Origin of the sequence: Nonomuraea sp. NPDC049607 (assembly GCF_040675375.1) — a bacterium.
Classification (GTDB): Bacteria; Actinomycetota; Actinomycetes; order Streptosporangiales; family Streptosporangiaceae; genus Nonomuraea.
The window spans coordinates 1-19,881 of the sequence record NZ_JBFAOV010000074.1; the positions used below are offsets into that span (position 1 = coordinate 1).

Sequence of the window (19,881 nt, forward strand, 5' to 3'; positions counted from 1 at the left end):
CTGGCACAACGATCACACCGGCCAGCCGGTCAAGAGGTCACTCACTCGCTACGACCACTGATCACCCGGACCCCTTGGACTCAACCATCTAGACGTCGGTGACCCGCAGCCCGGCGTGGGCCTTGTAGCGGCGGTTGATCGAGATGAGGTTGGCGGTCAGCGCCTCGACCTGGTGGGCGTTGCGCAGCCGGCCGCCGTAGACGCCGCGCACCCCCGGGATCAGCTCGGCCAGCGCCTGCACGGTGTCGGTGGCCTCGCGGTCGTCACCGAGCACCAGCACGTCGAGGTCGACCTTCTCCACGGCCGGGTCCATCAGCAGCACGGCCGACACGTGGTGGAAGGCCGCCACGACCCGGCTCTCGGTCAGCACCGCCGCGGCCTGCTGGGCGGCGCTGCCCTCCTCCACCGGCAGCGCGTAGGCGCCCTGCTTGTCGAAGCCGAGCGGGTTGACGCAGTCGACCACGATCTTCCCGGCCAGCTCGGCGCGCAGCGACTCCAGCAGCGCCTTGTGCCCCTCGTACGGCACCGCCACGATCACCACGTCGGCCTCGGCCGCCACGTCGGCGTTGGCCCCGCCCCGCGCGCCGGAGCCGATCGAGCCGGCCGCCTCCTGGGCCCGCTCGGCACTGCGCGAGCCGATCAGCACGGTGTGCCCCGCCAGCGCGAACCGCCGCGCCAGCCCCTTCCCCTGGTCGCCGGTGCCGCCGAGGATCGCGATGGAAAGCCCGTTCACATCTGTCATGGCTCAGATCATGCCAGCCCCGGCCTTCCGTACGGCGGGCCGGGGCGGGCACCCGCGGCGAATCAGCCACTTCGTCCGCGCTCCTCGTCGCTCCTCGTGCACCATGGAGGCATGGACTCAGGTTCGGTGGCATTCCTGCGCGAGCTTCTGGCCACGACGGGCTGGCTCGAACGCACCCGCGAGCTCGGCCTGGCCCTGCGCACCACCCGCTCACCCGGCGGCCTGCTGCTCGTGGGCCCCCCGGACGACGAGCCCTGGCACGTCACCGCCCACCTCAGCGACGAGGCGAAGTTCTCCGGCCTGCCGCAGCTCTCCCCCACCCTGATCCGCTGGTCGCCGCCCGCCGACGCCCCCGCCCACCTGCGCGTCGGCCTCGACCGCCTGGAGCGGGCGGGCCGCGGCGAGACCCTGTTCGTGCTGTCGGAGCAGGCGGCGCCCGTCCCGCTGCTGGAACGCGTGGACGACGCCCGCCGCACGGGGGCGACCATCCTGGCGATCGAGGGCGCCGACTCCGAGCTGAGCGGGCTGGCCCACGACGCGATCGCCGTGCCGTCCACCGGGCTGATCACCTTCGACGGCGCCCAGCACCTGGTCAGCGCGGCGGCCGGGGAGATCGAGCGGCGCGCGGGGCTGCGCGAGCGCCTGGCCCGCCTGCTGGAGAAGGTCAGCGGCCCCCGCCTGTCGGAATAGGCACGTCGGGGTCAGGGCTGGGCGGCGGAGCCCGGGGCCGCAGAGGTCAGGGCTGGGCGGCGGAGCCCGGGGCCGCAGAGGTCAGGGGTGGGCGGCGGAGCCCGGGGCCGCAGAGGTCAGGGGTGGGCGGCGAGGCGGGGGCCCAGGGCCGCCCGCAGGCTCTCGGTGGCCTCCTCGATCGCGCCGATCACCACCGCCTGCACCGGGTCCGGCTCGCCCGACCGCGTCCTGCTCACCCGCGTGACCGCGTCCAGCCGGCGCGCCCCCACCTCCCGCACCTCGCTCACCCGCACCCCGCCCTCCGGCACGTCGAGCAGGGCGAGCGCGGGCACGATCGCCACCCCGTGCCCGGCGGCCACCAGCGCGAGCACCGGCGCGAAGTCGGTGACGACGTGCGTCTTGCGCGGCTCGACCCCGTGGATCCCGGCCAGCCGGTCGAGCGCCTGCCCGCACGCCTGGTCCGGCTCGCCTGCCACCCAGGGCAGGCGCATCAGGTCGGCCGTCGACTCCGGCTCGGGCCAGTCCGGCGGCAGCACGACCCGGAACTCGTCCACGTGCAGCGGCCGGACGGTCAGCGACGGCTGCGCGGGGACCGGCAGGCTCATGTCCTGCTCGGTGATGAGCAGGTCCACCGCGCCGAGGCGCAGTTCCTGGAGCGCGGGTTGCCCGTAGACCTCGTGGATGACCGGCGTGATCCGGGGATGGCGCTCGGCCAGGGCGCGCATCGCGGGCACCAGCATGTGCTTGATGGCCGTGGGGAAGGCGGCGATCCGCACCGGCCCGGCCAGGCGTTCGGTGAACCTGGTCAGCTCCTTCCTGGCCTCGCTGAGCTCCTCCTCCACCCGCTCGGCGTACCCGGCCAGGACGCGGCCCGCCGGGGTGAGCGAGACACGGCGCTGGGAGCGGTCGATGAGCGCCAGCCCGACCTCGCGTTCGAGCTGGGCGAGCTGCTGGGAGACCGCGGAGGGGGTCAGGTACAGGGCCTCGGCCGCGCGCATCACGCCGCCGCGCCGGGCGACCTCGTGCAGGACACGCAGGCGCCGAGGATCAATATCCATGCAGGTCAGCTTACGTCCACCTTTAGCTTTCTTTATTTGTGCTTTACGCCCAAAAATCCAGACAATATCGGCCATGGATCTCCTCCTCGACGCCGTCGGCTGGGCCGGAGCCGCCCTGCTGCTGGCCGGGTACGCCCTGGTATCGTCCGCACGGCTGTCCGGCGACGGCGCGACGTACCAGCTGATCAACCTTCTCGGGGCGCTCGGGCTCATGGTCAACAGCGCCTACAACGCCGCCTGGCCCTCCACCGGGCTGAATCTTGTCTGGGCCGCCATCGGGACGGTCGCCCTCGTCAAACTCGCCCGGGTGGGAGCCGCCAAATGATCGTCGAACTCAGCCACCGCATCACCGAGGGCATGACCACCTATCCCGGCGTTCCGGGGCCGACGCTGGGCACGCACCTGAGCAGGGAGGACTCACGCGAGGTGTACGCCCCGGGCACCGAGTTCGAGATCGGCGTCATCACGCTGGCCGCCAACACCGGCACCTACCTCGACACGCCGCACCACCGCTACGCGGGCGGCCAGGACCTGTCGCAGGTGCCGTTGAGCAGGCTGGCCGACCTGCCCGGCCTGCTGGTGCCCGCCGCGGGAGGAGGCCGGGAGGTGGTGCTCGACACCGCGTTCGACGTACGCGGCCGGGCCGTGCTGATCCACACGGGCTGGGACCGCCACTTCGGCACGGACGCCTACGTCCGCGACCACCCGTACCTGGCGCCGGAGTCGGCGGCCTGGCTGGCCGAGCAGGGAGCGGCACTGGTCGGCATCGACTCGCTCAACATCGACGACACCCCGCCGCACGGCGAACGCCCCGCACACACGATCCTGCTGGGAGCGGGGATCCCGCTGGTCGAACACCTGACGGGCCTGTCGGCGCTGCCCGCGGAGGGTTTCAGGTTCCATGCCGCGCCCCCGATGATCGCGGGCATGGGCACCTTCCCGGTACGCGCCTACGCCGTGGTGCCGTAGGCGGGCGTCACTCGTCCTCCTGCTCGGCTTCGTCCCACGCCTTGTTGCGGTCGGCGGCGCGCTGCAACGCGCCCGCCGCCTCCTGCTCCGAGGCGTAGGGACCCATCCGGTCCTTGTTGGGGCAGCCCTGCTCGGGCTCGACCCGCATGTGCTTGAGACAGAACCACCACTGGCCTTCGCTCACGGGGTCAATTCTGCCCCGTAGACTCGTGTTTCATGACGACACTGCTCCAGCCCGGGCGAGTCTCGCCCGTCCGGAAGGTCCCCGCCCACATCGAGCGGCCGGAGTACGTCGGCAAGAAGCGCCCCACGACCGGCGAGTCCGACGTGAAGACCCCCGAGATCATCGAGTGCATGCGGGTGGCCGGCCGCATCGCCGCGCAGGCCCTGGAGGAGGTCGGCCGGCACATCGCCCCCGGCGTCACCACCGACGAGCTCGACCGCATCGGCCACGAGTTCCTGATCGACCACGGCGCCTACCCCAGCACGCTGGGCTACAAGGGCTACCCGAAGTCGCTGTGCACCTCGATCAACGAGGTCATCTGCCACGGCATCCCCGACGACACCGTGCTGTGCGACGGCGACATCGTCAACGTCGACATCACCGCCTACATCGGCGGCGTCCACGGCGACACCGACGCCACCTACCTGGTGGGCGAGGTCGACGAGGAGTCACGCCTGCTGGTCGAGCGCACCCGCGAGGCGATGATGCGGGCCATCAGGGCGGTCGCCCCCGGCCGCCAGCTCAACGTCGTCGGCCGCGTCATCGAGGCGTACGCCAAGCGCTTCGGCTACGGCGTCGTGCGCGACTTCACCGGCCACGGCATCGGCACGAGCTTCCACTCCGGCCTCATGGTCCCCCACTACGACGACCCGTCGCTGCGGGTGGAGCTGGTGCCGGGCATGACGTTCACCATCGAGCCGATGCTCACGCTGGGCACGATCGACTACGACATCTGGCCCGACAAGTGGACCGCGGTGACCAAGGACCGCAAGCGCACGGCCCAGTTCGAGCACACCATCATGGTCACCGAGACGGGCAGCGAGATCCTGACCCTGCCCTGACCTGCCCTGACCTGCCCTGACCTGCCCTGCCTGGACGGCTCCCGCCGGTCAGGGCCGCCGGGGGATCGCCCCGCTCACCGTCGTGCCCTCGCCGGGCACGGCGTTGACCGACAGGCTGCCGCCGAGCTCGGCGAACGCGGCCCGCATCCGGGCGATCCCGCGCCCCGCGCCGCCCTCGGGAAAGCCCTGGCCGTCGTCGCTGACGGTCAGGCGCAGGCCGCTCGGGCCCGTGGTCACCGCCACCGCGACCGTGCGGGCCCGGCTGTGGCGCTCGACGTTGGACAACGCCTCCCGCATCGTCTCCATGACGCCGGACGACACCCGCGACGGCACGTCCGTCCCGGGCAGCGCCCAGGTCTCGACGGCGATCCCGGTCCGCTCCGACCACTGCGCCAGAAGGCCTTCGAGCGCCTCGGCCAGGCTCTGCCCCCCGCGCATGCGTGTCTCTTCCGCCAATGGTTTCGCCTTCCTCGGCACCCCGGGCCCGCGCCGGTCCCCACTCCGGCGCCCCGCACGCGTCGCGCAATCCCCCCTCAAGGCTGCGCACGCTAGCTGATGAGGTTATGCCCATCTCCCCTGTGAGACAGGCTACCTGGCGGTCCTGAGACCCGGGGTGGGAGGATAGGGTGCCGTGGCCGAACCGCTACTCGCCCTTGTCAGCGCGGTTGAGGCGGGCGAGATAGGCGTTGTAGGAGTCGAGTTCGGTGTCGCCCGCGCCGCCCCGGTCGGCCTTGCGGTCGGTGCGCCGGGCCTGCCGCTCGTCGTCGCGGTACCACTGCGCGGCGATGGCCAGCAGCACGAGCAACGTCGGGATCTCGCCGAAGCCCCACGCGATGGCCCCGCCGTCCTGCTGGGTCTGCAGGAGGTTGTCGCCCCACGTACGGCCGAGCTGCTCGTACCAGCCGGAGGCGATCACCGAGCCGGTCATCATCAGCGCGACGCCGAAGAAGGCGTGGAAGGGCATGGTGACGAAGAGCATCAGCAACCGGCCGACGTACGGGAGCCTGCTCGGCCCCGGGTCGACGCCGATGATCACCCAGAAGAACAGGGAGCCGCTGAGCAGGAAGTGGAGCGTCATCCAGATGTGCCCCAGATGCTCCTGCATGGCCGACTCGAACAGCGGCGTGAAGTAGAGGGCGTACGTGGAGGCGACGAAGATGGCCGTCGCCACGACCGGATGGGACAGGACCTTGACCACCCGGCTGTGCAGGATGGTCGTGATCCACTCCCGGGGCCCCCTGTCGCCCCGCTTGGCCGCCGGCTTGATCGCCCGCAGCGCCAGCGTGACCGGGCCGCCGAGGACCAGGAAGATCGGCACGATCATGGAGAGCGTCATGTGCTCGATCATGTGGACGTCGAACAGGACCTTGGCGTAGCGGGCCAGGCCGCTCTGCGTGGCGAACACCAGCAGCGCGATGCCGATGAACCAGGCGGCCGTGCGCCCCCACGGCCAGGAGTCGCCCCGCCGCATCAGCCGGTAGACGCCGGCGCCGTAGAGCCCGGCGAGCACGGCGGCCACCGCCGCGAAGAACAGGTCGAACCACCACAGCGAGAACACGTTCGCGAGCGTGAGCTCCGGCGGGAGGGGGAAGCCGAGCAGATCGAAGGCCCGGTCGGCGGGCACGCTGAACTCGGGGGGCGGCGTGCGCGACAGCGCGACGGCCAGCCCGACGGTGGCCAGCATGAGCAGCGTCTCGCCGCCGGCCAGCCGGGTGAACGCCCTGGGCCGGCCGGCCTCCAGGTCGACGAGCGTGCGCTGCCGGTGCCAGTAGCCGACGTAGCCGAGCAGCACGAAGGCGACGATCTTGGCGAGGGCCAGCAGGCCGTACTGGGTGGTCCACAGGTCGGACACCGCGCCGAGCCGGGCGACCAGGCTGAACACGCCGGACAGGCCGACCGCGACGAAGCACCACAGCGCCATCGCGGAGAACCGGGCGGCGGCCACGGTGAGCTGCGGCTGCCCGCGCACCGCGTGCGCGGCCAGCACGACCAGGCCGCCCACCCACAGGGCGAGCGCGAGCAGGTGCAGCGACACCGCCGAGGTGGCCAGGTCGTGGTTGGGCGAGGAGGAGGTGTGGCCGGTCAGCGGCGCAGGCAACATCGTCACCAGCGCGAACACCAGCAGGCCGGCCGCGGCCCCGGCGGTGATCGCGCCGCGCGAGAACAGCGCGATGGCCACCCCGAACAGCACCACCAGCGTGAGCGCCACGCCCTGGGTGGTCTGGGTGGCGGTGCTGGTCAGGTATTCCCTGTTGAGGATCTGCGGGACCGTACGGCCCCAGGAGTCGGCCGTGGAGAACACGATGGCCAGGAACGCCGACCCGGCCCAGGCGAGCGCCGTCCAGGACGCGGCCTTGACGTAGAGGAGGCCCGGCTTGCCGAGCATGCCCTTGTCGTTGGGCAGCAGCAGGGCGGCCGTCAGCAGCAGGCCGACGGTGAGCACGCCGGTGACGTCCATCAGCAGCTTGGACAGCGGCAGGCCCCACCTGACCACCGCCCCGGCGTCGGGCAGCCCGGGGATGATCCGGGGGAAGGCCCGGCCTCCGGCGATCATGCCGATCACCAGGGCGGCGACCGCGGCGACCGCACCCGCGAGCGCGAGACGCGCCGTTCTGCTCATGGCTTCTTCTTCCGCGCGCTGAACAGGAACCCGATGCCGATGCCGACCAGTGCGCCGATCACGATGACCAGCCAGGTCGGGAAGCCGCCCTGCTGCGTGGCCGCCGCCTGGTCGGCCTCGGCCGCCGGTGCGGCCGCCGCGGCGGTGGAGGGCGCGGGGGCGGCGGTGGAGGGCGCGGCCGTACTCGAATCGGTGCTCGCATCGGTGGCCGACGCGCTCGGGGAGGGCGCCGGGGCCCCCTCGACCGTGAAGGGGATCTCGCCCTCCAGCGGGTGCCCGTCGGAGGAGACGACCCGGTAGGCGATGGTGTACTTCCCGTCCGGCAGCGGCCCCTTGACCGACTGCCGCACCACCGCGCCGTCGAGCTCCGGCTTGCCCTCCTGGAAGACGGCCTCGCCCGCGCCCCGGACGATGACGAACGGCATGCGCACCTTGGCGGTGAACTCCAGCCTGACCTCGTCGAGAGCCTCGACCTTGGCGCCCTTGGCCGGGTCGCTGGTCTTGAGTGAGTCGTGGGCCAGCGCCGGCGTGGCGGTGCCGAGCACGAACAGGGCGGCGAGAATCGCGGTGAGTGCCGCGAGCGGGGAACTCTTCATGGCATCACCAAGGCTACCGACGCCACCGCCCGGTCCTGACCTCGCTATAGACCCGCGCAGGCGAGTGCCCGCTGGTAGGCGTCGACGGCGCCGTCGGAGTCGCCCAGTTTCTCCATCGTCTCGGCGGTGGCGTACCAGGTGGAGGCCGACCGGCGCGACTCGGGCAACGGCGCCAGCGACTCCCGTACGGAGGACAGGTGCCGTTCGGCCTGGTCCATCCGGCCGACCGAGCCGTAGACCCAGCCGAGCAGGAGGTCCGCCTCGGCCCTGAGCGCCATGCCGGTGTTGGGCAGCAGCGCCCGGCCCCTGCTCGCGTGCTCCACGGAGTCGCCGAGGTCGCCGGTCACGCACTCGGCACGGGCCAGCTCCACGAGGACCCGCGCCCGTTCGACGGTGCTGGTGGCGGTCTGCTCGAACTCCACGACCGCTCCGCGCAGCACGTCGCGCACGGCCGCGGCCTCTTCGGGACGGGCCAGCAGCCGCTTGCGGGCCAGCGCGAGCCGCATCCTGGCGACGCTGCCCGGCTGCCCGGTCTCCAGCTGCACGGCCATGGCCCGCTCGGCGAAGGACAGCGCCTCCTCGGCGTGCCCGGTGGCGGAGGCGGTGTTGGAGGCCTGCCAGTTGGCCGCCACGACGGAGCGGGGGGTGCCGAGGGCGTCGGCGGCGTTGAGCAGCTCCGCGGCGAACTGCCGGGCGCGCAGCAGGTCGCCGCGCTCCCGGTACGCCGCGAGCAACCCGGCGCCCAGCTCGACCAGCAGATCGTTCCACGCGGGCCGGGTGCTGCTGCTCAGCATCTGCTCGGCGACCTCGACCGCCTCGGTGAGCCGCTCGCTCTCCCGGTAGGCCCGGCACAGGCTCGTGGCGATCTCGATGCGGCGGTCGGAGGACACCTCCTCCTCCGACAGCCGGAGCAGGATGGCGATCGCGCCGTCGAAGTCGCCGCTGGCGTGGGTGGCGAACGCGAGCCCGAACTCGGTCTCTTGACGGAGGGCCGTCAAGCCTGTCAGGTTGTTGTTCGCCAGCAGCTCGGTGTAGCGGGTGCGGGCCTCGGAGATCTCACCGTTCTCCAGCGCCAGGCGCGCGTAGCCGAGGGCCAGCTCGATGTCCTCCATCTGCTCGGCGGTCACGCCGTTGATCAGATAGGACAGCGAGCAGTCCAGTTTCTGCGCCAGCAGCTCCAGGACCGCGGGGGTCGGGGTACGCTTGCCACTCTCGATCAAGGAGACGTAGCTGTCCGACAACTCTGGGTGCGCCAACTGGGCCTGGGACAGGCCACGTTGCCGCCGAACGGTCTTGATGCGGAGTCCGACCAGGTCAGAAGTGGTCACAGTCGTTGCTCCCTGAGAGGATGAGGTCCGAGCAACCCCACATAGGCGAGGGAGAACCCCCCATGCGCATGCGTATTGCCCTGTCGGCGCTAGTCACCGTGGTTGTCGCCTTGGTGACTGTTGGAGGCAATGTTACGGCCGCACAGGCTTCGACGTCTGCCCTCACTTCGTTCCAGGACGACCAGGACTGCTGCTGACACAATCCGCAAGAGGGGGTACAGGGTACGTCTGGGCTCAGAACCGCACCTGGCCCGTAGGCGTGTACTCACCGGCAAACAGGGGGCAACCCGGCCCCCGAAACTCCTGGATGTGCCCCCTCTTCCGGCATCTGGCGGCGAGCCTACCGGACGCCGTCTACATTTGATCTACAGTCGCCCATCCGCTTTACCGCCCGTCAAATGTGATTACGCTGCCCTGTTAAGGGGGGCGTGGGGCCCAAGCGGGGAGGACGCGTGAGCGACGACATCTACATTCGCCTTCTCGGCACCGTGCGCGCCGAACGCGCGTTCCAGCCCCTCGATCTCGGCCCGGCCCGACAGCGCGCCGCCCTGGCCGTCCTCGCCTCGGCCGCCGCCCGGCCCGTCCCGATGAGGCGGCTCGTCGACGAGGTGTGGGGCGACGAACCGCCGCGCAACGCCGAGCAGAGCGTCTACACCTATGTCGCCGGCCTGCGCCGCGCCTTCGAGCCCGACCGCGGGCGGCGGGCACCGTCGCGGCTGCTGGCGGGCACCGACGCGGGATACGTCTTCGACATCAAGCCCGGACAGGTCGACTCCCTCCGCTTCGCCGCGCGGCTCGACGACGCCCTGCTGTGCCGGCGCGACGGCGACGACCGCCGGGCGGTGCAGATCCTGGACGAGGCCCTGGCGATGTGGCGCGGCACCGCGCTGAGCGGCCTGACCGGCCCGTTCGCCGAGCGGGAGCGCTCCCGCTTGGAGCTGTTACGCCTGACCGCGCTGGAGCAGCGCTACGAGAGCCTGTTACATCTGGGCCGCCACCACGAGATCACCGACGACCTGCGCGACCTGACCGTCCGCCATCCGTTACGCGAACGCGCCCGCGAGCTGCTCATGCTGGCCCTCTACCGGTCGGGCCGTCAGGCCGAGGCGCTGGAGGTCTACGACGAGGGCCGGGTCCTGCTCCTGGAGGAGCTGGGCCTGACGCCGGGCGAGGGGTTACGCAAGTGTCACCAACTGGTGCTGCGCGGGGAGTCCTGGCCCTGGCCCGGTGACGGCGTGCCGCACCAGCTCCCGCGCCACCTGGCCGGGTTCGTGGGCCGCTCGCGCGAGCTGGAGGAGCTGGAGAGGCGGCTGGCCCCGGGCGAAGGGCGTCCGCCGACGCCGCTGGTGATCGTCTCAGGGCCGCCGGGCGTCGGGAAGTCGGCGCTGGCCTCCCAGGCCGCCCACCTGGTGCAGGACCGTTTCCCCGACGGCCAGCTGTTCGTCAACTGCCGCGGCGCGACGCCGGAGCTGCCCGCGCTGACCGCGCTCGACGTGCTCGGCCGGTTCCTGCGGGGGCTGGGGGTGGCGGCCGACGCCGTACCCGCCGACCTGGACGAGGCGGCGGCGATGTGGCGCAGCCTCCTGCACGGCCGCCGGATCCTCGTCCTGCTGGACGACGCCGCCGACCTGGCGCAGATCCGCCCGCTGCTGTCCACCCCCTTCGGCACCGCGCTGCTGGTGACCGGCCGCGAGAGCATGACCTGGGGCGAGGACTCCTACCAGCTCGAACTCGGCCGGATGTCCCAGGCCGAGTCGGCCGCGATGCTGGCCGGGCTGGCCGGCGAGGAGCGCGTGCGGGCCGGCGCGGACGACACCGCCGAGCTCGTACGGCTCTGCGAGGGCCTGCCGCTGGCGCTGCGCATCGCGGGGGCCCGCCTGGCCAGCCGCCCCGACTGGACCGTCGCCACGATGGCCGGCCGGCTGGGCGACGAACGGCGGCGGCTGCACGAGCTCGTGGCCGGCGACCTGGCCGTCCGCGCCGGTCTGGCGGCGAGCCTCACCGCGCTCGAACGCAGCCCGCGCCCCCTCGACCGGCTGGCCGCCCGCACGCTGTCCCTGCTGGGCCTGCTGCACGTGCCGGAGATCACCGCCGAGGCCGCCGCCGCGCTGCTCGACGCCGATCCCGCCGACGCCGACCTGGCCCTGGAGCGGCTGACCGACGCGCACCTGCTGGACCGTCCCCGGCCGGGCCACTACCAGCTCCACGACCTCGTCCGCCTGTTCGCGGGCGAGCTGCGTCCCCCCGACTCCAAGAAGCCGGTGCTGCGGGCGGTCGCGTACTACGCGGCCTCCGCCCGGCTGGCCGGCAGTGTCATGGACCCGCACCGCGTGCTGCGCGGCCCGGCTCCCGAGGCGGCCGCGCACCTGGTCGCCGGTCAGGAGGAGGCGACGGCCTGGTTGCAGGAGGAGGAGGGCGTGCTGGAGGCCGCGGCCCGCCAGGCGCTCGCCGCCCAGGACGACGACATCGCCGCGATGGGGGTCGCGCTCACCCTCGCCCTGGAATGGCCCTGCCAGCGGAGCTTTCGGACGCGGGAGATGATCGAGCTCAGCTCGGCGGCGCTGGAGGTGTGCGAACGGCTCGGCGACCTGGAGGGCATGATGCACACCCGGGGCCTGCTCGCCAACACCCTGCGCATGCGGGGGCGGCACGAGGAGGCCGTCGAGCACCTGCGGGCCGAACTGGCCCTGGCCAGACGGCTCGGCGACGCCTTCTCCGAGCAGCGCGCGCTGGGCAACCTCGCCAACACGTACGTCAACGACGGCCAGTACGAGCAGGCGATCGTCCTGGCCGAACAGCAGCTCGCGATCGCCGACCTCATCGGCGCGCGGGTGGGCGCCCGGTACGCCATGCTCGTCATCGGCGAGGCCCACCAGGCCCGCGGCCGGGCGGAGGAGGCCCACAAGATCCTCACCCAGGCTTTGGCCGAGGCCGAAGAGGTGGGCGACCGGACGCACCAGGCGCAGCTGCGCGCGGTCCTCGGCGGGGTGCACCTCGGCCGGGGCGAGCCGGAGCACGCCCTGCCCCACTACCTCATCGCCCTGGAGCTGATCGAGCGGGCCGGCTACCGGGTGGGACGGCTGCGCGACCTGGTCGGGCTGTCGCGCACGTACCGGGCCATGGGCGAGCTCGACCTGGCGCTGGCCCACGTCACCGAGGCGGTGGCCGGGGCCGACGGGCTGGCGGAGTGGGAGACGGAGGCCAGGGAAGAGCAGGCCGCCGTGCACGAGGCCCTCGCGAGGTGCCGATGACCGACGGCATCGGCATCCGCCTGCTCGGCCCGGTGACCGCTGTGCTCGACGGCGAGCAGGCCGACCTCGGGCCCGCGCGGCAGCGCGCGGTCCTCGCGATGCTGGCCTCTCCCCCGGGCCGGGTCGTCACGATGAGGCAGTTCCTGGAGGGCCTGTGGGGCGAGCGTCCGCCCGCCAGCGCCGAGCAGAGCGTCTACACGTACGTGGCGGGGCTGCGGCGGGCGCTGGAACCGGGGCGCGAGCCCGGCCGGCGTTCGACGGTCCTCGTCGGGGAGTCCGGCGGATACCGGCTCCTGCTCTCTCCGCGCCAGGTGGACTCCTGCCTGTTCACAGAGCTGCTGGACGAGGCGCGCCTCCTCGGCGCCGCCCGCGGCGAGGACGCCCTGCGCGTGCTGGACCAGGCGCTGGCCCTGTGGCACGGCGTGGCCCTGAGCGGCCTGGCCGGTCCCTTCGCCGAGGCCGAGCGCGCCCGGCTGGAGGAGCTGTCCCTGAGCGCCTCCGAGGCCCGCGCCGAGACCCTGCTCCGGCTCGCGCGGCACCGCGAGGCCGTCATCGGTCTACGAGAGCTGGTCGCACGCCATCCGCTGCGGGAGCACCTGCACGAACTGCTCGTCCTGGCCCTGCACGGCGCCGACCGCCAGGCGGACGCGCTGCTGGCCTACGAGAGGGCCAGGCGCACCCTGGACGAAGAGCTCGGCGTCCTGCCCGGCGAAGGTCTGCGCGCGGCGCACAGGCTGGTCCTGTCCGGCGGCGACGAGGAGCCCCCGTCCGCCCGTCCCGCCGTGCCCCGGCAGTTGCCGCGCGATCTCATCGGGTTCGTCGGCCGGTCCCAGGAGGTGGCCCGGCTGAGGTCGCTGCTGGCGCCGCAGGACGGGCCGCCCCATCCCGTCGTCGCCGTCTCCGGGCCGCCGGGGGTGGGCAAGTCGGCGCTCGCCGTGCACGTGGGGCATATGGTCGAGGACCGGTTCCCGGACGGGCAGCTCGCCATCGGCCTGCGCGGCGGCACGCCGGGCGTCGCGCCGATGCCGGCGCACGAGATCGCCGCACGGCTGCTGCGCGGGATCGGCGCCTCGAACGCGGACATCCCCGTCGACGTGGACGAGGCGGCGGCGATGTGGCGCAGCAGGCTGCACGGCAGGAAGCTGCTGGTGCTCCTGGACGACGCGGCCGGCCTGGCGCAGATCAGGCCGTTCCTCGGCACGCCGCTGGGCGTGACGGTGCTCGTGACCAGCAGGGAGTCCTTCACGGCGGGCGACGACTGCGTGCAGCTGCGGCTCCGTCCGCTGCCCGGGCCCGAGGCCGCGGCCATGCTGTCCACCCTGGCCGGCGACGAGCGGGTGTCGGCCGACGCCGGCCACACCGCCGCCCTGGTGGGCCTGTGCGACGGCCTCCCGCTCGCGCTGCGGATCGCGGGCGCGCGCCTGGCCGACCACCCCGAGTGGACCGTGGGCACGCTGGCCTCGCGGCTGACGGACGAACGCGACCGGCTGCGTGAGCTGACCGCCGGCGACCTGGCCGTCCGTTCCAGCCTCAGCGGCAGCCACACCGGGCTGGCGACGAGCCCGCGTCCCCTCGACCGGCTGGCCGCGGACGCCCTGCCGCTGCTGAGCCTGCTGAACGTGCCGGACGTCACCCTGGAGGTGGCGGCGACGCTGCTCGGCACAGCGGTGGAGGAGGCGCGGCGGGCGCTCGACCGGCTGGCCGACGCGCACCTGGTCGAGGAGTCCGAACCGGGCCGGTACCAGTTGCACGACCTCGTCAGGCTCTTCGCCGGCGAGCTGCGCCCCGAGGACTGGAAACCGCCCGTCATGCGGGCGCTGGCCTACTTCGCCGCGTCCGCGCGGCTGGCCAGCGTCGTCGTCGACCCGCATCGGGTGCAGCTCGCCCGGCACGTGGACGGCCCGGCGCACGAGTTCTCGACCGCCGAGGAGGCGCAGGGCTGGTTGCTCCAGGAGGCGCACGTCCTGAACGCGGCGGCCGTCCAGGCGCTGGGCTCGGCCGACGACGAGATCGCGGAGCTGGGCGTGACGCTGGCCTTCGCGCTCCTGTGGCACCAGCAGCGGGTGCACGACGGCCACGACATGCTCACGCTCAACACCATGGCGCTGCGGGTGTGCGAACGGCTGGGCGACGACGCCGGCGCGCAGATCGCCCATGGCCACGTCGCCAACGGGCTGCGTCTGACGGGGCGTCCTGAGGAGGGGATCCCCCACCTGGAGGCCGAGCTGGCCATCGCGACGCGGCTCGGCGACGGCTTCGGGCAGATGCGGGTGCTGGGGAACCTGTCGAACGCCTACGTCGCCAAGCAGCTCTACGAACAGGCGTTGCCCCACGCAGAACAGCAGCTCGCGGTCGCCACGAGCATCGGCTCCCCGGTCGGCGTCCGCTTCGCCTGCCTCATGCTCGGGACGATCCATCAGGGCATGGGTCACCCCGCGCGGGCGCGGGACCCTCTGGAGCGGGCCCTGGCCGCGGCGCGCGAGAGCGGCGACACGACGCATGAGGCTCACGCGCGGGCCATCCTCTCGCAGGTCGTGCTCGACCTGGGCGACCCCGAGCTCTCCCTGGAGCACATGAGCGGGGCGATGAAGCTGCTCGAAAGGACCGGGTACCGGTTCATGGTCGAGCGTTTCATCACCATGTCGAGGGCCTGCAGGATGCTCGGCCGGCTGGAGGAGGCGCTGTCCCACGCGACCGGCGCGGTGGCCGACGCGGACTCCTGGGGCAACACCCTGTGGCAGCGGCAGGCCGAGGCCGAGCTGGCGGCCGTGCGGGAGGCGATGGGCGCGGCGGAGCGGGAGGCGTGAGGTCAGCGGGGTGGGGTGGTGTCGCGCAGGGCGAGGAAGAAGTCGACGCGGTCGGACATCGCCGACAGGTCCCTGCCGGTCAGCTCCTCGATCCTGCGGACGCGGTACCGGACCGTGTTGACGTGCACGTGGAGCCGTTCGGCGCAGGCGTTCCAGGAGCCCGAGCAGTCGAGGAAGACGTCGAGCGTGCGTACGAGGCAGGACTGGTGGCGGCGGTCGTAGGCCAGCAGCGGGGACAGCAGCCGGTCGGCGAAGGAGCGGCGCACGTCGCCGGGCACGGTGGCCAGGAGCAGCGCGTGGGTGTAGATCTCGTCGCTGGTGACCACGCCGCCGTCGCGGGCCTCGGCCAGCCGCATGGCGTGCCCGGCCTCCTCCACGCCGCCCTTGAGCGCGGCGGCGCCGGTCAGCGCGCCGCTCAGGCCGACGCTCAGGCGGGTGCCGGGCAGCGCGGCCAGCACGGCGGCCCCGGCCCGTAACCGCGTGGCCAGCTCCCCGGCGGTCCTGCCCCGCAACGCCACCACGGCCACCGCCCCACCGTCGGCCCCCGCGTCACCGCTGCCCGCCGGCACACCCGCGGCGGGGGCGGCCACGGTTTCGCGGGCGAGCAGTTCCTCCACGATCCGGCCGCCGAGCACCGCCGGGGACGGGCCGCGCGCCGCCCCCGGGCGCGGCGCGGTGGCGCTGACCACCGCGTACGGCTCGTCCGCGCCGATCCCGCAGGTGCGCAGCCGGGCGTTGAGCTCGGCCACGTCGGACTCGGCCAGGGCGGCCGCCACGAGCTGCCCGGCCAGGCGGCGCTCGACCCGGCGGCCCTCCTCCAGGCGGCCGCGTTCGAGGGCCACGCAGGCGGCCAGCTCGTAGCCGAGGTCGGCGCGGCCGAGCAGGTCGCCGTCGCAGGCCAGGACCCAGCCGGCCGCCCGGTGCCCGCGGCCGACGGCGAAGAGCGTCGCGCCGCCGGCGAACGCGGGCAGCCGGGACGCGGCCAGGTACGCCCTGGCCAGCCCCACGGGATCGGCGGCCGTACCGACGACCACCTCGCCGGACGCGGACAGGACGGCGCCGGTGACGCCCAGCTCGGCGGCGGTCAGCTCGAACAGCCCGCGCAGGTCGGCGCCCTCGGCCAGGGCCGCCACGAGCCTGCGGTGGCGTCCGAGTGCGTCGCGGGCGTCGCCGGACAACCGGGGCGCGACCAGCTCGGCCAGCGTACGGAAGGAGACCTCGACCGGCACCTCGACCAGCGGCAGCCCGGCCCGCCGGCAGGCCGTGACCAGGTCGGCGGGCACGTGCCCGAGCCGGGCCGCGCCCGCGCCCAGGGCGGACACCCCGGCCTCGACCAGGGCGGCCACGAAGCGGGCGGAGTCGGCGGCGGTGTCGCGCCACATCAGCCCGGTCAGCACCAGCTCGCCGCCGGACAGGTAGCGCCCCGGCTCGGGCAGGTCGGTGATGTGAACCATGCCGAACTCGCGCTCCGGGTCGCCGGACAGCAGCCTCAGACCCAGCTCGTCGATCGCCAGCAGGTCACTGATGCGCACTTGGAGGAATATACAAGGCCGTTGTGTCAAGGGATGACCGGGATTTCACGTCATGGGCATAGGAGGGCGGGCCGGGCCGGTGCTCTACTCGGAGGATGACGGAGACGGTCCACTCCACCAGGTCCGAAGGCGTCGGCGGGTCCGAGGGGGTCGGCACGAGCGCGCGGCGGCCGGACGCGGCGCTGAAGGTGACCGGCGAGTTCGCCTACTCCTCCGACCTGTGGCTCGACGGCATGGTGTGGGGCGTGACGCTGCGCAGCCCGCACCCCTCGGCCTGGATCCGCTCGATCGACGTGGGCCCGGCGCTGCGGATCCCCGGCGTGCTGGCCGTCCTGACGCACGAGGACGTGCCCGGCGAGAAGTTCTACGGGCTCGACCACAAGGACCAGCCCGTGCTGGCCATCGACCAGGTCCGGCACCAGGGCGAGCCCGTGGCGCTGGTGGCCGCCGAGCATCCGGAGACCGCGCGCAGGGCGGCGGAGGCCATCGTCGTCGCCTATGAGCCGCGCCCGGCGGTGACCGACCCGCGCGAGTCCCGCGAGTACGTCAGACGCCAGCCGGTGCGCAAGGGCGACACGTTCGAGGCGGAGGTCGTCGTCACCGGCGAGTACGAGGTCGGCATGCAGGACCAGGCGTTCCTCGGCCCGGAGTCGGGGCTCGCGGTCCCGGCCGAGGACGGCGGCGTGGACCTGTTCATCGCCACCCAATGGCTGCACGTGGACCGCGACCAGCTCGCCCCCTGCCTGGGCCTGCCGCCGGAGAAGGTACGGCTGACGCTGTCGGGCGTCGGCGGCGCGTTCGGGGCCCGCGAGGACCTGTCGATGCAGGTGCACGCGTGCATGCTGGCCCTGCGCCTGAACCGCCCTGTCAAGATCGTCTATGGCCGTGAGGAGTCGTTCTTCGGCCACGTGCACCGCCATCCGGCCCGGATGCGCTACGAGCACGGCGCGACCCGCGACGGCCGGCTCGTCTACGTCAAGGCCGACATCCTGCTGGACGGCGGCGCGTACTGCTCCTCCTCCCCCGCCGTGGTCGGCAACGCGGCGTCGCTGGGGGCGGGGCCGTACGAGGTGCCGAACGTGTGGATCGACGCGGTGGGCGTCTACACCAACAACCCGCCGTGCGGGGCGATGCGCGGGTTCGGGGCGGTGCAGGCGTGCTTCGCCTACGAGTCGCAGATGGACCGGCTGGCCGAGGCGTGCGGCCTGTCGCCGGTCGAGATCCGGGTGCGCAACGCCGTCTCCCAGGGCTCGGCGCTGGCCACGGGCCAGGTGATCGACTCCCCCGCGCCGCTGGCCGCCATGTTGCGCGAGCTGGAGGCCATGCCGATGCCCGCCGCCCGTACGGAGGCGGATCTGCGGACGCTGCCGGGCGGCGTCTCCCAGACCACGCACGGCGAATCGGTGCGGCGCGGCGTCGGCTACGGCGTCGGCCTCAAGAACATCTGCTTCTCCGAGGGCTTCGACGACTACTCCACGGCCAGGGTGCGGGCCGAGCTGGTGGGCGGCGAGCCGCGGGTCACCGTGCACACCGCCGCGGCCGAGATGGGCCAGGGGCTGGTGACCGTCCAGGGCCAGATCGCGCGTACCGAGCTGGGCATCGAGGACGTGACCGTGGCGACCGCCGACACCTCCGTGGGCTCGGCGGGCTCGTCGTCGGCCTCGCGGCAGTCGTACGTGACGGGTGGTGCGGTGAAGGCGGCCTGCGAGGCGGTGCGCGAGCGGTTCAAGGGGCTGCCGCCGCGGGAGGCGCTGGCCAGGTTCGGGCCGATCGAGGAGATCCGCGAGTACCGGCACCGGCCCACGTACCCGATGGACCCGGTGACCGGGCAGGGCGACTCGCACACGCAGCTCGCGCTGTGCGTGCACCGCGCGGTGGTGGACGTGGACACCGAGCTGGGGCTGGTCAAGGTCGTGGAGCTGGCCGCGGTGCAGGACGTGGGCCGGATCATGAACCCGCAGGCGCTGGAGGGCCAGATCCACGGCGGCACGGCGCAGGGTCTCGGGCTGGCGCTCATGGAGGAGATCCAGGTACGTGAGGGCCGGGTGCTGAACCCGTCGTTCACCGACTACCTGATCCCCACCATGCTCGACATGCCGCCCATGCAGCTGAAAATCCTGGAAAATCCAGACCCGTCCGCGCCGTACGGCCTCCGCGGCGCCGGCGAGCCGCCCACGCTCTCCTCCACCCCGGCCGTCGTCGCCGCCGTACGCGCCGCCACCGGGCTCCGGTTGACTCGCGTTCCGGTCAGGCCGGAAGATATCGCCTTGTCCAATCACGGGGAGGTATCCGATGGCGAGCGGTCGTGAAGCCGCCGAGGCGGAGTTCAGTCGCTTCGACACCGACGGCGACGGTCTGCTGACCGCGGCCGAGATCAGGCAGGCCAACGAGGCGCTGGGGGTGCACGGCGCGTCCGAGGAGGAGATCGAGGCGTTCATCAAGGCCGCCGACACCGACGGCGACGGCCGGATCGGGCTGGAGGAGTTCGTCGGCCTGGTCGGCCACGGGCGGCACGAGAAAGCGTGATCATGTCCCCCGCCGGGTAGGTGACCCGCACTCCCCTCGATCATGATGAGGGGGACTGCGTGGTGCTCGACAGACTCTTCGAGCTGACCGGGCGGGGGACGACCGTCGGACGCGAGGTCCGCGGCGGCCTGACCACCTTCATGGCGATGGCCTACATCATCCTGCTCAACCCGATCATCCTGGCCGGCGCCAAGGACGTCACCGGCGCCCGGCTGTCCATCGCCGAGCTGACCACCTCGACCGCGCTGGCGGCCGCGATCTCCACCCTGCTCATGGCGTTCGTCGGCAACGCGCCCTTCGCCCTGGCCGCCGGGCTCGGGCTGAACGCGGTGGTCGCCTACCAGGCCGCGCCGCACATGACCTGGCCGCAGGCGATGGGCCTGGTCGTGCTGGAGGGCGCGGTCATCATCGTGCTGGCCGTGACCGGGCTGCGCACCCTGATCATGAACGCGATCCCGCTGGCGCTCAAGCACGCGATCAGCGTCGGGATCGGCCTGTTCATCGCCCTGATCGGCCTGGTGGACGCGGGTTTCGTGGCCCGGGGAAGCGGCACGCCCGTGCAGCTCGGCGCGGCCCGCCCCCCCCCCCCCCGGCCCGGCCGGGTGGTGCAGGGGGGCCGGGCCCGCCCGCTGTGCGGCCCGCCCCACCACACCCTCCATTTCGGACGAGCCTGGCGGGAGACCTTTGCGGCGCTGGC

General features: G+C 73.1%; 17 protein-coding genes. 9 read left to right on the forward strand and 8 right to left on the reverse strand.

The annotated features are described in order from the left end of the window. Positions 1-88 precede the first annotated feature (88 nt). Positions 89-742, reverse strand: coding sequence for an NADPH-dependent F420 reductase (gene npdG / locus AB0J97_RS50575; RefSeq protein WP_221761998.1), 654 nt, complete (start codon positions 740-742; stop codon positions 89-91). A 111-nt stretch (positions 743-853) separates the two neighbouring features. Between npdG and AB0J97_RS50580 the strand changes: the two genes are divergently transcribed. After that, entirely contained in the window at positions 854-1,432 is a 579-nt protein-coding gene (locus AB0J97_RS50580; protein ID WP_357700800.1) for a hypothetical protein, read from the forward strand. Between the two features lie 116 nt (positions 1,433-1,548). On the opposite strand, the gene AB0J97_RS50585 is transcribed toward AB0J97_RS50580, so the two are convergent. Then, the gene (locus tag AB0J97_RS50585) at positions 1,549-2,490 is read right to left on the reverse strand and encodes a LysR family transcriptional regulator (RefSeq protein WP_357700802.1); all 942 of its coding nucleotides are present in this window, start codon (positions 2,488-2,490) and stop codon (positions 1,549-1,551) included. 73 nt (positions 2,491-2,563) lie between these two features. Here AB0J97_RS50585 and AB0J97_RS50590 point away from each other — a divergent pair, with 73 nt between their 5' ends. Both AB0J97_RS50590 and AB0J97_RS50595 read left to right on the forward strand, forming a co-directional pair. Beyond that, positions 2,564-2,815 (forward strand): hypothetical protein, encoded by a 252-nt coding sequence (locus tag AB0J97_RS50590; protein WP_357700804.1) that lies wholly within the window; start codon positions 2,564-2,566, stop codon positions 2,813-2,815. Next, a complete protein-coding gene (locus AB0J97_RS50595; protein WP_364104330.1) occupies positions 2,812-3,459 on the forward strand; it encodes a cyclase family protein in 648 nt (215 codons plus the stop codon). The genes AB0J97_RS50590 and AB0J97_RS50595 overlap by 4 nt, the downstream gene beginning before the upstream one ends. A gap of 7 nt (positions 3,460-3,466) precedes the next feature. Here the strand turns inward: AB0J97_RS50595 and AB0J97_RS50600 are convergent, their stop codons facing one another. Further along, a complete protein-coding gene (locus tag AB0J97_RS50600) occupies positions 3,467-3,643 on the reverse strand; it encodes a hypothetical protein (protein ID WP_357700991.1) in 177 nt (58 codons plus the stop codon). 32 nt (positions 3,644-3,675) lie between these two features. Between AB0J97_RS50600 and map the strand changes: the two genes are divergently transcribed. Continuing rightward, on the forward strand, positions 3,676-4,524 hold the full coding sequence (gene map, locus AB0J97_RS50605; protein WP_364104333.1) for a type I methionyl aminopeptidase: 849 nt from the start codon (positions 3,676-3,678) through the stop codon (positions 4,522-4,524). A gap of 48 nt (positions 4,525-4,572) precedes the next feature. On the opposite strand, the gene AB0J97_RS50610 is transcribed toward map, so the two are convergent. From AB0J97_RS50610 to AB0J97_RS50625, 4 genes are all read right to left on the reverse strand, one after another. Then, positions 4,573-4,962 carry an ATP-binding protein gene (locus AB0J97_RS50610; RefSeq protein ID WP_364104336.1) on the reverse strand — a complete coding sequence of 130 codons (390 nt, stop codon included), beginning with the start codon at positions 4,960-4,962 and terminating at the stop codon, positions 4,573-4,575. A gap of 205 nt (positions 4,963-5,167) precedes the next feature. Next, positions 5,168-7,144 (reverse strand): cytochrome c oxidase assembly protein, encoded by a 1,977-nt coding sequence (locus AB0J97_RS50615; RefSeq protein ID WP_357700812.1) that lies wholly within the window; start codon positions 7,142-7,144, stop codon positions 5,168-5,170. Next, a complete protein-coding gene (locus AB0J97_RS50620) occupies positions 7,141-7,740 on the reverse strand; it encodes a copper resistance CopC family protein (RefSeq protein ID WP_364104339.1) in 600 nt (199 codons plus the stop codon). Before AB0J97_RS50620 ends, AB0J97_RS50615 begins: the two co-directional genes overlap by 4 nt. A 44-nt stretch (positions 7,741-7,784) precedes the next feature. Then, the gene (locus tag AB0J97_RS50625; RefSeq protein ID WP_364104342.1) at positions 7,785-9,068 is read right to left on the reverse strand and encodes a helix-turn-helix transcriptional regulator; all 1,284 of its coding nucleotides are present in this window, start codon (positions 9,066-9,068) and stop codon (positions 7,785-7,787) included. Between the two features lie 452 nt (positions 9,069-9,520). Between AB0J97_RS50625 and AB0J97_RS50630 the strand changes: the two genes are divergently transcribed. Both AB0J97_RS50630 and AB0J97_RS50635 read left to right on the forward strand, forming a co-directional pair. Further along, the gene (locus AB0J97_RS50630) at positions 9,521-12,319 is read left to right on the forward strand and encodes a BTAD domain-containing putative transcriptional regulator (protein ID WP_364104345.1); all 2,799 of its coding nucleotides are present in this window, start codon (positions 9,521-9,523) and stop codon (positions 12,317-12,319) included. Beyond that, positions 12,316-15,126 carry a BTAD domain-containing putative transcriptional regulator gene (locus tag AB0J97_RS50635; protein ID WP_364104348.1) on the forward strand — a complete coding sequence of 937 codons (2,811 nt, stop codon included), beginning with the start codon at positions 12,316-12,318 and terminating at the stop codon, positions 15,124-15,126. The genes AB0J97_RS50630 and AB0J97_RS50635 overlap by 4 nt, the downstream gene beginning before the upstream one ends. Before the next feature lie 2 nt (positions 15,127-15,128). Here AB0J97_RS50635 and AB0J97_RS50640 read toward each other — a convergent pair whose 3' ends face one another. After that, on the reverse strand, positions 15,129-16,658 hold the full coding sequence (locus tag AB0J97_RS50640; protein WP_364104351.1) for a helix-turn-helix domain-containing protein: 1,530 nt from the start codon (positions 16,656-16,658) through the stop codon (positions 15,129-15,131). 95 nt (positions 16,659-16,753) lie between these two features. Between AB0J97_RS50640 and AB0J97_RS50645 the strand changes: the two genes are divergently transcribed. The 3 genes from AB0J97_RS50645 to AB0J97_RS50655 form a co-directional block, all read left to right on the forward strand. Further along, complete coding sequence (locus tag AB0J97_RS50645; protein ID WP_364104354.1) at positions 16,754-18,967, forward strand: molybdopterin cofactor-binding domain-containing protein; 2,214 nt, start codon at positions 16,754-16,756, stop codon at positions 18,965-18,967. Beyond that, on the forward strand, positions 18,951-19,184 hold the full coding sequence (locus AB0J97_RS50650) for an EF-hand domain-containing protein (protein ID WP_357700825.1): 234 nt from the start codon (positions 18,951-18,953) through the stop codon (positions 19,182-19,184). Before AB0J97_RS50645 ends, AB0J97_RS50650 begins: the two co-directional genes overlap by 17 nt. Positions 19,185-19,246: 62 nt before the next feature. Beyond that, on the forward strand, positions 19,247-19,881 hold a 635-nt coding region (locus AB0J97_RS50655), incomplete at its 3' end, for an NCS2 family permease (protein ID WP_364104358.1).